Below are 14876 nucleotides of genomic sequence, written 5' to 3' on the forward strand. Positions count from 1 at the left end.
CAAAGCGGACTTTGCTCATGCTGTGTCAAATAACGGGGAGCAGGTCACTTTTCGGGCCATTTTCTAAAGATTTTGTTCTTCCAGCCATCTTCCTGAGAACCCTGCGTTTTTTCCCCCGTTGGCAACACAATTGTTGTTAGCTGCTTTCGCTTATGGCACTAAGCAGACGAGTTTACTAAGCGCAGTGCCCACTATGAAAAAAAGCGAACATTCCCCTTTGATTCTTCCCAGTATTGCTCGCGTTGGTGTGGTACTTAAGTACTTAACTGAAACAAGTCGTTCACCTTTCCCTTACATTCAGATACAAAATAGCACTAATTTCATCATGAAATTAGCTTCCGCTATGAAGTATAGCAAGTGCTATGATTTGGTTCTTAAATTAGTCTAAAAATACAAAACAGGGGTAAGTAACGTTATGTCCGGATCCACTCGGTCTTCAACCTTAACTGAACGAACCAATCGTTCGATTGCAGAAGTGTTATCCGGTCGTCAACGCCGTTTAATGACGCCGTTACTTTTTGCCGGACCTGCGGTTATTGCGTCTATCGCTTATATGGATCCAGGAAACTTTGCGACAAATATTCAGGCAGGAGCAAAGTATGGTTACACCCTTCTTTGGGTGGTCGTGATGGCCAACATTATCGCCATGCTTTTCCAGGCTCTGTCGGCGAAACTCGGTATCGTCACTAATAAAAATTTAGCTGAAATGTGCCGTGACCAGTTTTCTTCACCCGTGGTATGGGGCATGTGGGTTTTCAGCGAAATTGCTGCAATGGCAACCGATCTGGCTGAGTTTCTTGGCGGTGCGCTGGCGCTATCAATCCTGTTTCATCTCCCCTTACTGGTAGGAATGGGCATTACCGCGCTGATCACTTACACATTGTTGCTGGTTGAAAAACGCGGGTTCAGGCCGTTAGAACTGATGATTGGTGGACTGGTTGCCGTCATTGCGCTGTGTTACCTGATCGAGATGTTTATTGCCCCAGTCAACTGGACTGCAGCAGGTCTTGGCATGGTCATTCCGAAGCTGCCTGATGCCCAGGCGTTAACCATTTCCGTAGGAATTATCGGGGCAACGGTGATGCCGCATGCTATTTATCTTCATTCAGGGTTAACGCAGAGCCGCACTCCAGCAAAAAATTCAAGTGAACGCCGCAAATTACTGTCTTTCTCAAATATTGAGGTTGTGATTGCACTGAGTATTGCAGGACTGGTCAATATTGCGATGGTTATCATGGCTTCGAGTGCATTCCATGCTGGACACAGTGATGTTGCTGAAATTGAGACGGCCTATCACACGCTGACACCTTTACTGGGGGTTAGTGCTGCAGGCGTATTCTTGTTGTCTCTGATTGCGTCGGGCATGTCAAGTTCAGTGGTTGGAACTCTGGCGGGTCAGATGATTATGCAGGGATTTGTGGGGTTCTACATTCCTGTTTGGTTACGCCGTCTGGTAACCATGATCCCCGCATTTGTCGTGGTTTCAATGGGAGTTAATGCAACAGATGCCCTGGTTTACAGTCAGGTTGTCCTGAGTCTGGCTTTGCCAGCGCCCATGATAGCGCTGGTAATGTTTACTCGCCGCCGCGACATTATGGGAGAGTTTGTAAATAATAAACTTACAGTAATATTATCGGTAATTGGCACAGTGATTATCGTGACGCTAAATATTATTCTTCTTTTGCAGGTTTTTGGCATCAATATACCAGGGTTAGCCTGATGTCTGGGAGAAACTATGCGGCTTCTTTGGGAGATTTTTTGGGGGCGGGCGCTTTGCCTGCACCCAAATAACCACAGTAACGCTGAATTATCAATGTCTGCTTCTGGCACAGAGCGGACGGTCAGCGCTGAATAATATCGACATTGTGATTTTGTCCATCATCCCGCAAAGGAATGCTGTCATCCGGCAGGAGCGTGCCATCCATAGTCACTCGAGGTTCACCGTCGTGACGAGAAATCCTAATGTAATACTGACTGCGCCCGTGTTGATAGGACAGGCTGATCGAAGGCCAGTCATCAGGTAAGTGAGTGCGAATAACCAGCGTCTCTCCGTGCCGTTTTATTCCGAGTAACTCTTCAGTCACCAGACGGTAGGCCCAGCCTGCGGAACCGGTGTACCAGCTCCACCCGGCACGGCCGGTATGAGGTGCAACGCTGTACACATCTGCACTCATCACATAGGGCTCCGCCTTGTAGATGTTAACGCCTTCAGTCTGCAGCGTGTGGTTTACCGGATTGATCATTGACCACAGTTGCCACGCTCGCGCTTTTTGTCCCATCCGGGCAAACGCCATGACCGCCCAGATGGCGCCATGCGTGTACTGCCCGCCGTTTTCCCTCACACCCGGAAGATAACCCTGTATGTAACCGGGATTAGGACCATGACCATCAAACGGTGGCGTTAGCAACTTGATCAATCCTGCATCGTTATCCACCAGATAGCTGTCGAGTGACTGCATAGCCTGCGCACTGCGCACTGGATCAGCTGCGCCGGACAAAACGGACCAGCTTTGTGCAATCGCATCGATCCAGCACGCCTGTGATTCTCTTGTCCCCAGCGGCGTACCATCGTCAAAGTAGCCGCGGAGATACCATGCACCATCCCAGGCGTAAGATTCGAGATTTTTTTGCAGGCTCAGCGCTTCTGAATAGCACAATGCTGCCACGCGTTCATCCTGGCGCTGTTCAGCCAGCGCCGCAAAGCGTTGCAAAATATCGTAGAGGAAAAAGCCGAGCCAGACGCTTTCACCTTTGCCTTCAATACCGACCAGATTCATCCCGTCATTCCAGTCACCTGCCCCCATTAGCGGCAGGCCGTGCTGGCCGAAGTTTAGCCCCCGCTCAATCGCTTTTACACAGTGCTGCCACAACGTCTCTTCGAGGTGGCTGATAACCGGCGTATCATAAACTGATTCTTCGCCGGGCTTGAGCGGACGCCCTTCAAGATAGGGAATCTGCTGCGCCAGCACGCCAGTATCTCCCGTTGTATCCACATAGTGACAAACCGCAAGCGGAAGCCACAGGTAGTCATCCGAACAGCGGGTTCGCACGCCATTACCCTGCGGAGGATGCCACCAGTGTTGCACATCCCCCTCAATAAACTGCCGTGAGGCACACAGCAGGATCTGGCTGCGCAGTCGCTCCGGTGCAACGTGGCTCAGCGCCAGCGTATCCTGCAGTTGATCGCGGAAACCAAATGCCCCACCGGACTGATAGTAGCCGCTGCGCGCCATGATGCGGCAGGCTAATGTCTGGTACAGCAGCCAGCCGTTTACCAGCAAATCAACGCTGCTGTCGGGCGTCTGCACAACCACCTTATCAAGCACGTTGTGCCAGAAATGGTGAACCTGATTCAGCGCCTGACGCGCATGATCCTCATGCAGAAAACGGGCAAGCGTTTCCTGTGCCTGTGCCGGGTTATCGGCCACGCCGAGGACAAAAACATAGGTTTTCTGGTCACCGTCAATAAGGGAGGTTGTCGACTGTAGCGCGGCACAGGGATCAAGCCCGGCTCCCGTTTTACCCGAGAGTCTGCGAAGCGTCATGGCGGCCGGGGCGCGCAGTGAGCCATTACGCCCGATAAACTCGCGGCGGTCGCCCGTTACCGTACTCTGAGGATCGTTAACGGCGAAAAAGGCGGTGCGTTCCCCGCCATTAGCACCGTAGAAGTTATTGGCCATGACCGCACTTCCCCCCGCGAGGCCGGGCGAATGCGTGATGATATGCGCAGCAGAGTGGTTGCGCGTTGCCCCAAGTGTCCATTCCACGTAGCCGGTGACAGACAATTTGCGTGTACGGCCCGAATGGTTGCTGAGCTTCAGTATTGCAAGCTTAACCGGCGCCTGTTCGTCCACCAGGACTGTCAGTTCGCTGTCCAGCCCATTTTCACGGTGGGCAAACACGCTGTAACCAAAACCGTGGCGGGTAAGATAATCGCCCTGACCGCGCACGGGCAGGGTCATGGGTGACCAGCATGCGCCGCTTTCTTCATCACGCAGATAGAATGCCTCCCCGCTACGATCGCTCACCGGATCGTTTTCCCACGGCGTTAAGCGATATTCGTGCGCATTTTCGAACCAGCTGTAGGCCTGGCCTGCTTCAGAAATCACGCTGCCAAAGTTCTCGTTTGCCAGCACGTTTGACCAGGGCGCTGGCGTCGGTTGGTTTTCTCTCAGCAGGATCTGATACTCGCGACCATCCTGAGAAAAGCCACCGTATCCATTGAAATGGCGCAACAGGTGAGTTTCCGGTATCCAGTCGGCGTGATAATTGCTCTCTGACGTCACCGAGGGCACAAAAGGCCTGACGCGTTTTTTTGTTGCGTGAATACGCTGGTTAAGTTGTTCATTGATGCCGTCAGCGCGATCGTCCAGGCTCAGACAGGCCACGCTCATCAGCAACTGCTTGTCTTCGGCAGACAAATGCTCACCGTTACGGACAAAAATCCCCCCGGGTTTATCTAACAGGCTGGCTTCAGAACCGGCATAGATTAAATCCATAATCTGCGTCTGCAGCGCCTGCTGGTAGCCTCCAGGGCTGTTATTAAGAATCACCAGATCCACCTCCAACCCTTTCAGTCGCCAGTAGCGATGTGCCTGAATCAGCGTGGTGACAGAAGCAATTTTTTCCTCGCTGGTCAGGCTGATCAGCACAATCGGCAAATCACCTGAGATCCCCCAACCCCACAGGCCCGACTGACCACGTCGGTTTCGGCTGATGGCCTGTTCGTCACCGCGCAGTTCCTGACAGGGATAAAGTACCGCGCTGGCGAGGCGGTTGAACAAAGTTGCGTCATCTTCGCTGGCATTCATCTGCCGTAACACAACCAGACTGTGGGACCAGGCCAGTTCAAACACGCGATCGGCAATAGGATGATCGCGGTATTTTTCCATCAGCGCGAGGCTTTGCTGACGGTTTTCGCTGACGCCAAAAACGATATCAATGGTCACCGGCTGTCCGGGCTGGAGTGTAATCGCGTGGCGTATCGACAGTATCGGATCCAGCACGGCGCCGGACGTGTTACTGAGCGGCCCGTTCATGCTGACCGCCTGGGCATCAGCCGGGCTTTTACCCCTGCCGATGAATCCCGCTCTGTCGGTGTCGAATGAAACGTTCTCTGAACAATCGCCATGCACCACCATCATATGAAACAGATACGGGCTCTGTTCATCCGGCGAGCGTGCACGCCGGTGGCACAAAATGGCATCATGCCTGGGATCGGCTTCCGTCTGAATAAACAGGTTGCTGAACGCCGGGTGTGCCTGATCGCTGATGTCCGAGGCAAGCACCACTTCAGCATAGGTCGTCAGCTCGAGTGTTCGTGGGCTTCGGCCTCGATGCATCAGGGTGACACGACGCAGTTCGATGTCATCTTCCGGTGAGACCACAACCCGGGTTTTCACGCTGAGCGAGCCGAGCACGCGCCTGAACTCGGCCCCCGCATCGGTAAAGATGATTTCATCGCTGATGTCCGCACTGGCCCCCAGAGGGTGACAGGTATTGCTCCACACCTCGTCAGTGAGCGGATCCCGGATATAGCAGAACGTTCCCCAGTTATCACGGGTGCTGTCGCTGCGCCAGCGTGTCAATGCGATGTTGTTCCAGCGGCTGTATCCCCCACCGCCTGGCGTTATCATTAGATGGTAATGCCCGTTGGACAATAATTGTATCTCGGGGGTCGGCGTAGCCGCATGCGTGAAGATTCGGGGTTCATAGCGCACAGGCTTAATTCTTCCCTCATGGGACTCAAAATGACGACGCGGGCTGTAGAGTTCAACCTCATCGGGTACGCGCTCCTGTAACAGCAGGCTGGCCGATCTGAACGCCGGACTCGACATGAATCGCCCGGCCATAGGGGCATCAAGCAGCAGATGCCCCAGCGCCTGGAAAGCCATGCCCTGATGGTGCGCCATCCAGGATTGAACAACCAGGAAAAGCTGCCCGGTTGCCAGTCGCGATGGCGTATAGTCCAACGCTTCATAAAAACCATATTCGCCGCGCGCGCCGTTTTCCTGCAGCCTGAGCAGATTGTCGCAGGCCTTTTGCGGTGAAACCAACAGCGCCAGCAGCGTGGCATAAGGGGCTACCACCATATCGTCGGCGAGTCCGCGCCGGAGACCAAGGCCGGGTACGCCAAATGCCTGATACTGATAATTATGTTGAACATCAAACGCATGGTAGCCAGACTCAGAGACACCCCACGGCACGCCACGCTCTTTGCCCCAGTTTATCTGCCTGATTACCGCAGATTTGCTCATCTCATCCAGCAGACTGCCGTGCCAGGTTGGCATCACCAGATTCGGCATCAGATATTCAAACATTGAACCGCTCCAGGACATCAGGGCAGTTTCACGATCGATGGTGGTAAAAAGTCGGCCAAGTGCATACCAGCTTTTAAGCGGCAGTTGATTCGTCGCAATAGCGACAAAACTGGTCAGGCGGATTTCTGAAGGCAAAAGATCGTAGTGGCTTTTATCCAGCGTGTTGGTATCGCAGTTGTAGCCCACACTTAGCATGCTGGTAGCCGTGTTATACAGAAACGTAAAATCCATTCGCGCATGGTCAGCGAGACGTTGTTCAAGTTCGCTGATAATCGCCAGTCGCCGCCGGGCCTGGGTCATAACGGCTGTCGGCGCGATAACCGCTTCAAGGGTGATTCCGCCAGCCAGCTCACTTAGCGTAGGCAGGGCCTGTGCATGATATGTCACCGGTAGCCAGCCAAGCAGCGTCGTCCATTCATCACAGAGCTGCTGCAGTTGACTGACCAGATGCGCCGTCCAGCGCACCACCACGCGACTTTCCTCCTGAGACAGCCGGGCCAGTTCGTTGCCGTGCACCTGCATTTTTTCGAGTTCGCTTAACAACTGCCCTGAAGGTAACGATGCAGCATTAAGGCACTGCGTGCGCAGCACGCCCAGGCTGGCTGGCGCGTTATGGCCCCAATATTTTTCCAGCACATGCAGAGTATCATTCAGCCCCTCCAGTAGGCGTACGCCGTTGAAAACGGGCTGATGACGCATGGCTGACAGCCCTTCGCGCAGTGTCAGTAAGTGGCCGGCCATATTGCCGCTGTCAACGCTGGAAACATAACGCGGGCTGAGTGGCGCAAGCGTGCGGGTGTCATACCAGTTATACAAATGTCCCCGGTAATGCTCCATCTTATCCAGCGTGTCGAGCGTCTGCGTGATGCGCTGCAGGACATCCGCGCCAGAGAGATAACCGAAATCCCAGGCCGTAAGGTTCGCCAGCAAGGACAGTCCGATATTGGTGGGTGACGTGCGATGCGCGATTTTTGGCTCCGGGATTTCCTGATAATTGTCCGGGGGAAGCCAGTTTTCCTGCGCCGTCGCGAAGGTCTCGAAAAACGCCCAGATTTCTCTGCTGGTCTGACGCAGAAGTCGTTTCTGTTGCGGGTCAGGCAGAAACGCCTTACGCGCTGGCGGGCGGCTCAGTCCACTCAATAATAGCGGTGCCAGGCACCATGACAGGCTGATGATCAGGGCCAGGGTCAGCCATTGTGGCGCCAGTAGCAGCGTCAGAAGCGTGAGTGCCGCACCACAAGCCACATTCAGCCACATTACCCGATAAAAACGAAAGGCAGAAAGTTGGGACTGAAGGCTGTCCGGACTGTGGCTGGACCATTGCGTCAGGTTGCGCTGGCTGATGCCAAGGCGCCAGAGCGTTACGGCGATCGCATACAGCGAATAGCCCGCCTCATGGGGCAATAAAATAAAATTGAGTCCGATCCGAGAAAGTCGCTTCAGTGCCCCCGCCGTAACCAGCACCAGATGTTGCCTCAGAGGACGACGATGCGGCTTGTTGGCAAGATCGATAAGGATACAGAGCGCAGCAGGCAGCAGCCAGACCAGGGCCAGAACGCCCAGCCAGTATCCCGGATTCGGCACCCACAGCAGCGCGCTAAACTGCAGCACCAGTAATGCGGGGGCGACCAGGCTGCGGCGCAGGTTATCAAACAGCTTCCAGCGAGAGAGCGCTGACAATGGGTTTTTATCCCGCGTCCCATCCGCTTTTCGGACCCGCAGCTTAAGCCAGTTAAGCAGTTGCCAGTCGCCACGGATCCAGCGCGTACGGCGTGCGACGTCGGACAGATAGTTGTTCGGGTACTGCTCGTAGAGTAAGACCTCGCTCAGCAGCCCGGCGCGGGCATAGCATCCTTCCAGAAGATCGTGACTGAGCACCAGATTTTCCGGGCAGGTGTTGGCCGTGGCCTGGACAAAAATATCCACGTCGTAAATTCCCTTGCCGACGAAGGAGCCTTCTTCAAACAGATCCTGATAGATATCTGAAGACATCATGGAATAAGGGTTATTACCCGGTACGCTGCTGCGCATCGCGGCATAGCGGCCCTGACCGTTACGCGGCATCTCTTCTGCCAGCCCCGGTTGTAAAATACCGTATCCTTTGACGACCCGCTGACATCGTGGATCGTATTCCGGCTTGTTCAACGGATGCGCCATCGTTGCGACCAGCTTATGCGCGGTATCACGTGGCAGGAGCGTGTCGCTGTCCAGCGTGATGACATACTTAATCTGTCCGGGTAAGCGGTTCGCGGGCATGCCCGCAACGCTGGAAAATTGCGTGTCTGGATGACGTAACCAGCTGTTCAGCAACGCCAGCTTGCCCCGTTTGCGTTCATAACCCATCCAGATCCCCTGCGATGCATTCCATTCAGGCGAGCGGTGGAGCAAATAAAAGCGCTGATGGCGGCAAGGATAGCGCAGGTTAAGCCGGTGCATTTCTGACATCGCCTGACTAAACAGTGCGCGTTGTTCATCCGTACTTTCAGTCGCCGCGTCAGCAAAATCGGTAAGAAGCGCGAAACAGAGGTTATCGTCCTGGTTGCCAAGCCAGCACACTTCAAGGCTTGTGAGGAGCGTGCTGAAGCCGGCGTGACTCGTCAGCATGCAGGGGATCGCCACCAGCGTGGAGTATGTCACCGGAATCCCGTCAGAAAAGTCCATTCGTGGCAGCGGTCGGGGAGTCCGAAAGCGGGTCGTCGCTTCACTGAGTATATCGCTGACCAACTGACTCAACGCCACAATCAAAGGTAAAGCCAGCAGTAACAACCACCAGGCCATGCCCAGACTCGCTGTGTCATACAATATTGCGGCGGTGGCCGCCGTGGTTAACAGGCTCATGCTCCCAAGCCAGGATAACAGAGGATATCTGTTGAGACTGTGCCGCAAGCGTTTGAGGCCAGAGCTCGCCACCGACAAATGGTGATCTAACTGACGCCGCCCTTCTCCCATCAGATAATATCCAATGTGATGAGAGGGCATGCCCGGTTGGGTTGATGCTGACAACGCCAGTATGCGGCTTGCCACGTCGGGCTCACTGAGCTGACTTTCCCGGGCCAGAATCTCAATCACATGGCGATAATGATCGCGGGTATCAAAATGCATACAGGAATATATGCCCGCCGGATCGCGACGTAACGTCTGCTCAACCACACTAATGTTCTCGGCGAAATCAGCCCAGTTGGTTTCATTGAGCAGGCGTAACCCGGCAATACTGTTGCTGACGGAAAGTTGACTGGCCGCAAGCTGTTGGTTGAAGCGATGGATCAGTAACTCGGTTGTGAGGCCTTGCTCGGCAAGGCGTTGTTCTACCCAGCCCAAGGGTAATGCCAGCGCATTCCCCTGCCCGTGCAGACGACGAACCATTTCCGCGACAAAGGCACTGCTCAGTGGCGGCCGGGAACGCGCCATGTCGGCGATCACCAGAATGAGGTCAGCTGGCGCATGTTCGGCGCAGTCGGTCATCCGCGTTATCCAGCTGTCAGCAAGGCTGCGTTCCTGCTGAGCCTGAACCACCTCAATACTGACCCGACGCAGATTTTCAATCAGCGCCAGTCGCAACATACCGGGCAACGCCCAGACTTCCCCTAACGTCAGCGGCGTGACCTGTTGGTAGGCGCCGATGTAGCTGGTCAGACTGGCGGTGTCCCAGCGTCCGTCACCATGCGCAACCGCCTCGGTAGCAATATCATAGATACGCGGACAAGGGTGCGGAGACGCGAGTGAAGGAAGACCTTTGCCAAAGCTGGTCGGCAAGTGCTGGCGGACGTTGCGAATTTGCTCCTCAATCAGGTAGTAGTTGTCCAGCAACCACTCCCCAGCGGGCATAATGCTGGTTTTTTTACCGGCGTTAAGCGTGTAACAGTTTTGTGTAATAACGGCTTCGTTATCACTTAATCGTTTGAGCAGGTAGTACGGCATCTTGTCCGGCGACAATTTATGCGTATGCGCCAGCTTTTGACCATAACGCTCAAGCTGAGGCGTTGAGAACAGCTCCGGGCGCGGAATGTTTTCCCCCATAGGGTCATTGGAAGAAAACGATGCGCGCCCTGGCGCTTTTGTCATGATACGGGCGCGGCGAAACCATGCCCCAGGATTTATTTTCATAGTCTTGCTCTCATGCGACATTAACGCGCAGGAGCAGTTGAGAAATCAGTTCAGAAACGTTCTCTCAGGATGGGCGTAAGGCATCAGGGATTTATCAGCTGCAGGTCCAGGTCTTTACGGTATAACAGGGAAGATCGTCGGATCTGAAAGTCAGGTGCTAACGTGGAGAGACAAAGAGAGATTTACATCCCGGACAAAGCATAGCCTGTTTCAGGCGAATCTTTGAGGCAGGCTGGGAGGAACTTAAACCGCAGGCAGGACAGACTACCGTGGACGGAGCACTCATGAACTTCCTGGCGTAATCGAGAAGAGACATGGTGGTTACCCTTTAGAGGAATGAAACTCATACTATCACAGTTGATTAATTTCCAATCGATTTGTTTCGTTGTTACCTGCCTGCAAGTGAGCAGTTACATAAAGTGGGAGGATTATTTAATTTTGCCCCTGGAAAAAGGCGTCACTTTCATACTTTTTCTAAAAAAATATTATTGCTAAAAACCTCAGTTTTTTACTGACTGTCAAAAAAAAGTGCTTGCGACGGTTATTTATGCCCTGTTTTTAAGCGCTTCCGAGAGTATCAACGCTCTAAACAATCAGGGGTGAGGCTCCTTTAAGAACTGATGACCCGCCACACCCGGTTTACTGTAGCAGCAGACATCCAGATTTACTTCTGCGATCCTCAATCCCCTGGCAACATGGCTCAAATGGAAATACGAACAGGATGCTCAGACAATATTTTCCAAAGGGAACTGACTTATCGGTTCACAGCCAGCAAAGACTAAACAGCGTTGCCAGACAGCTCAACGAAAGGCCGAGAAAAACGCCAGACTATGAATCACCCGCAGAAGGGTTCAATAAATGTGTTGCATCTATCGGTTGAACTCACAGCACAAAGCGGACGTTTTAATCTGAATTAACCCCTGCAGTGAGAGCCGTGTTTCGTATGGCGCTTAAGCGGCATGACGGCGCCAGAGGACGTAAAAGATGGCGCAGATGATGAACGGCCCCTTACGCCCGACGTAGTCGGCTACAGCCATATAAATCGTGACATTCCCTACCTTTCTTTAAACAGCCCTGCAGGCTTTCAGCAATGAAGAAACGCAGGTAACCCGGATGAGCGTGCTTTCACCGCGAAAGGCGCAATTGCCGGGTTACGAAGCGTCAACTTCCTGCTGACGCTTCGGGGAGTTAAGGATTCTTAGAGTAAAAATTGCGGTACCCGTTAAGGTAGATAACCTGTCACGTTGCAAACGTATGAGAAGACGTTCAAGGATGTTGGACGTGCATTCCGCCGCGCGCGGCGGACCGTTATTTTTTGAGCCGAATGTGCTCCAGCCCCAGCAAAACGTTATTGATGTCGTTATCACTCAGATGCTGGACATTTAGCTGCTGATGTAGCTGAGCTAAATCGCCTTTGGTAAAACCACCCTGCGACAGCTGCTGGTTGATGGCTTGCAAAATCTGTCCGTCTAACAGATTAATCTGCTGGCGCAACTCTGCCAGATCTTTGGCGGGTGGGACGGCATGCGGAGCACTCAACCAGTCTGCCAGGTAACGATACTGAATCGCTTTACTTGCATCCATCAGTCCCTGGAAAAAAGCGGTCACAGACTGTGGATCGAGGCCAGCTTTTGCCGATTTCTCTTTGGCTTCGGCTAACACATCCTGTTCCCGAGCCAGGTCTTCAATCGGCTTATTGTGCGTTTTTTTGAAGGCTGCAACATCCTTCATTAACAGCATTCTCTCATGCAGTGCCCGAGAGAGTAGTGAAACGGGTTCTGACGCTGGCGCGGCGGCGGCAGAGCCGCAGAAAATTAATGCAGCAAGAAGAAAGGTCATATATTGCATGTTTGGTTAGCCTGTTTCCAAATAGTTGAAAAAGATTAATCAGATTAAACGTACCTCTCAGGGAGCGAGTTTCATAGAAATATTATTTAATCTCTGTAATTAACTAATACAAATTATAACTAGAATGTTAATCACTAAGCTGGCGATGTTAAGAGAAAGTAACGTATTTTTTCTGCGAATTTAAGTTTCAGGGGTGATTATCAAATCTTTAAGATGTTAATAAATACCCGCCGGAAGGCAGATCAACCAACTTATTGATTTTAAAATCTTTTATTCTTGGTAAAGATTTTTAAATTTTATATTTTTTCTGGTTTCAAATGTAAAAAAAAGTCAGCAAAAAACCTGCTTAAATTATTCGCCCCCTAACTATTATGGGCTTAACTGTTAATACTAAACCATAAAAAAGTCGTAAAACAGCGCCTAAACAGACTGATGTCACAGTTGTGAATTTATATTTCAAATTGTCTTTAAAGTTTTCATGGTGGTAGTCGATAAGTTTCATTAAGCAGTGTGGGGTTAATACAGGCTGCAAAACACGCTTTCTTTTTCCTTCCTGTCAGGGTGAAATTATGTTTATTACACGTACGTTTTCCGATATGAAAATAGGAAAAAAGCTGGGGTTGAGTTTTGGCGTGCTTATCGTTGCGACCCTCGCGATAGCGCTTCTGGCCTTTAAAGGTTTCCAGAGCATTAAAGAGAATTCAGCAAAACAAGACGTTACCGTCAACATGGTCAATACACTCAGTAAAGCGCGCATGAACCGTTTACTGTATCAGTACACGAAAGACGAGCAGTATGCTCAGGTCAACGCCCGCGCACTCAACGAATTAAGCGCCCATTTTGACACGTTAAAGAAATTTGACTGGAACGCTCAGGGTGAACAACAGCTTGACGTTCTGGGGAGCGCGTTACAAAGCTATCAAACCCTGCGCCAGGCATTCTATCTCGCCTCCAAAAAGACCTTTGCGGCTTCTGCGGTTATTCAGGGTAACGATCTGCTCACGCTTGGGCAAAGTCTTGATGGGGTGAATATTCCCGCTCAGCCAGAGGCAATGCTGCAGGTATTACGCTTAGCCTCATTACTGAAGGAGGTCGCCGGTGACGTCGAGCGCTTTATTGACAAGCCCACTGAAGCCAGTAAAGTCGAAATTTACGGTAATATTACGTCCATTGAGCAGATCCGAACTCAGCTTTCGGCGCTCGCCATTCCTGAGATCCAGACTGTCCTTAATACGCAAAAAACGGATCTGACGCAATTAAAGCAGGCTTTCACGGACTATATGACTTCCGTGGATGCAGAGGCCGCTGCCTCTTCACAACTCAGTGCAGTGGCCGAAAAGTTAAATACATCTGTGGCTGAGCTCTTTGACTACCAGGCATCTGAATCTACCAGCGCTCTACTTAACGCTGAACGTCAGATCGCCGTCGTTGCCGCATTGTGTATCCTGCTCAGCCTGTTGGTTGCCTGGCGTATTACGCGCGCCATTACGGTACCGCTGAAAGAAACGTTGAGCGTGGCTCAGCGCATCTCTGAAGGCGACCTTACCGCCACGCTTTCAACCACGCGGCGCGACGAACTGGGCCAGTTGATGCAGGCGGTCAGCGTGATGAACGAAAGTCTGCAAAACATCATCACCAACGTGCGCGACGGAGTGAACAGTGTGGCGCGTGCCTCTTCTGAGATCGCCGCCGGTAATATGGACTTGTCATCGCGCACTGAGCAGCAGTCTGCCGCCGTGGTGCAAACCGCTGCCAGTATGGAAGAGTTAACTTCCACCGTTAAGCAAAATGCTGAAAACGCTCACCATGCCAGCCAGCTTGCAACGGAAGCATCGGCGAATGCCGGACGGGGCGGTGACATCATTCGTAACGTAGTCACCACCATGCAAGGCATTACAACCAGCTCAGGTAAAATTGGCGAAATCATCAGCGTAATCAATGGAATATCTTTCCAGACAAATATTCTGGCGTTGAACGCAGCTGTTGAAGCGGCACGGGCGGGCGAGCAAGGTCGGGGTTTTGCAGTTGTCGCCGGCGAAGTCAGAAATCTTGCGCAGCGCAGTTCTGTGGCGGCGAAGGAAATCGAGACGCTGATCCGTGATTCACTGCATCGTGTTAACGAAGGGTCCACGCTGGTCGATCAGGCGGGATCGACGATGGATGAAATAGTCTTGTCCGTCACGCAGGTGAAGGACATCATGAGCGAAATCGCGGCGGCTTCCGATGAGCAAAACCGCGGCATATCACAAATTGCTCAGGCAATGACAGAAATGGATACCACAACACAACAAAACGCCGCACTGGTTGAAGAGTCTTCAGCCGCCGCCAGCTCGCTGGAGTCTCAGGCAGAAGAGCTGGAAAAAACGGTCGCCGTGTTCCAGTTGCCCGCGAACAAGAGTGGAATGGCCGTTAGCCACAGCACAGCAAAATCTGTGACCAAAGCGCCTGTCTCTCTTCGTCAGCCCAGTCCAGCCGAGGGTAACTGGGAAACGTTCTGACTGTGATGATAAAAAACGCCGGCATAATGCCGGCGTTTGTGTTTGATACGCATCAACGCGGTTCACCAACCCTGCCCCTGCTCTTTCGGCATAGCCAGACGTTAAC

At 52.5% G+C, this 14876-nt stretch carries 5 protein-coding genes and 1 pseudogene; 3 read left to right on the forward strand and 3 right to left on the reverse strand.

Features of this window, described 5'->3' with window-relative positions:
• The first annotated feature begins 415 nt into the window (after positions 1–415).
• Positions 416–1720, forward strand: a complete 1305-nt coding sequence (locus tag NXS97_RS01330; protein ID WP_105077573.1) for an Nramp family divalent metal transporter — start codon at positions 416–418, stop codon at positions 1718–1720.
• Between the two features lie 121 nt (positions 1721–1841).
• On the opposite strand, the gene NXS97_RS01335 is transcribed toward NXS97_RS01330, so the two are convergent.
• Together NXS97_RS01335 and NXS97_RS01340 are read right to left on the reverse strand one after the other, a co-directional pair.
• Positions 1842–10424, reverse strand: coding sequence for a GH36-type glycosyl hydrolase domain-containing protein (locus NXS97_RS01335; RefSeq protein WP_116220110.1), 8583 nt, complete (start codon positions 10422–10424; stop codon positions 1842–1844).
• 157 nt (positions 10425–10581) lie between these two features.
• Positions 10582–10740, reverse strand: a complete 159-nt coding sequence (locus tag NXS97_RS01340; RefSeq protein WP_217267919.1) for a YnfU family zinc-binding protein — start codon at positions 10738–10740, stop codon at positions 10582–10584.
• A gap of 304 nt (positions 10741–11044) precedes the next feature.
• Between NXS97_RS01340 and NXS97_RS01345 the strand changes: the two are divergent.
• A pseudogene (locus NXS97_RS01345) lies at positions 11045–11304 on the forward strand (IS30 family transposase); the annotation flags it as partial.
• 428 nt (positions 11305–11732) lie between these two features.
• Here the strand turns inward: NXS97_RS01345 and NXS97_RS01350 are convergent.
• Positions 11733–12272: a chorismate mutase gene (locus NXS97_RS01350; protein ID WP_013027843.1), complete on the reverse strand. Its 540-nt coding sequence runs from the start codon at positions 12270–12272 to the stop codon at positions 11733–11735.
• Between the two features lie 569 nt (positions 12273–12841).
• Between NXS97_RS01350 and NXS97_RS01355 the strand changes: the two genes are divergently transcribed.
• Positions 12842–14770: a methyl-accepting chemotaxis protein gene (locus tag NXS97_RS01355; protein WP_116220109.1), complete on the forward strand. Its 1929-nt coding sequence runs from the start codon at positions 12842–12844 to the stop codon at positions 14768–14770.
• Positions 14771–14876 lie beyond the last annotated feature (106 nt).

The sequence above is a fragment of the Pantoea sp. B623 genome, from assembly GCF_024814475.1.
GTDB lineage: Bacteria > Pseudomonadota > Gammaproteobacteria > Enterobacterales > Enterobacteriaceae > Pantoea > Pantoea ananatis.

What these genes read in the sequence shown, in the direction of transcription:
- NXS97_RS01330 (WP_105077573.1), top strand. Translation starts at nt 416, where the DNA reads ATGTCCGGATCCACTCGGTCTTCAACCTTAACTGAACGAACCAATCGT.
- NXS97_RS01335 (WP_116220110.1), bottom strand. Translation starts at nt 10,424, where the DNA reads ATGAAAATAAATCCTGGGGCATGGTTTCGCCGCGCCCGTATCATGACA.
- NXS97_RS01340 (WP_217267919.1), bottom strand. Translation starts at nt 10,740, where the DNA reads ATGTCTCTTCTCGATTACGCCAGGAAGTTCATGAGTGCTCCGTCCACG.
- NXS97_RS01350 (WP_013027843.1), bottom strand. Translation starts at nt 12,272, where the DNA reads ATGCAATATATGACCTTTCTTCTTGCTGCATTAATTTTCTGCGGCTCT.
- NXS97_RS01355 (WP_116220109.1), top strand. Translation starts at nt 12,842, where the DNA reads ATGTTTATTACACGTACGTTTTCCGATATGAAAATAGGAAAAAAGCTG.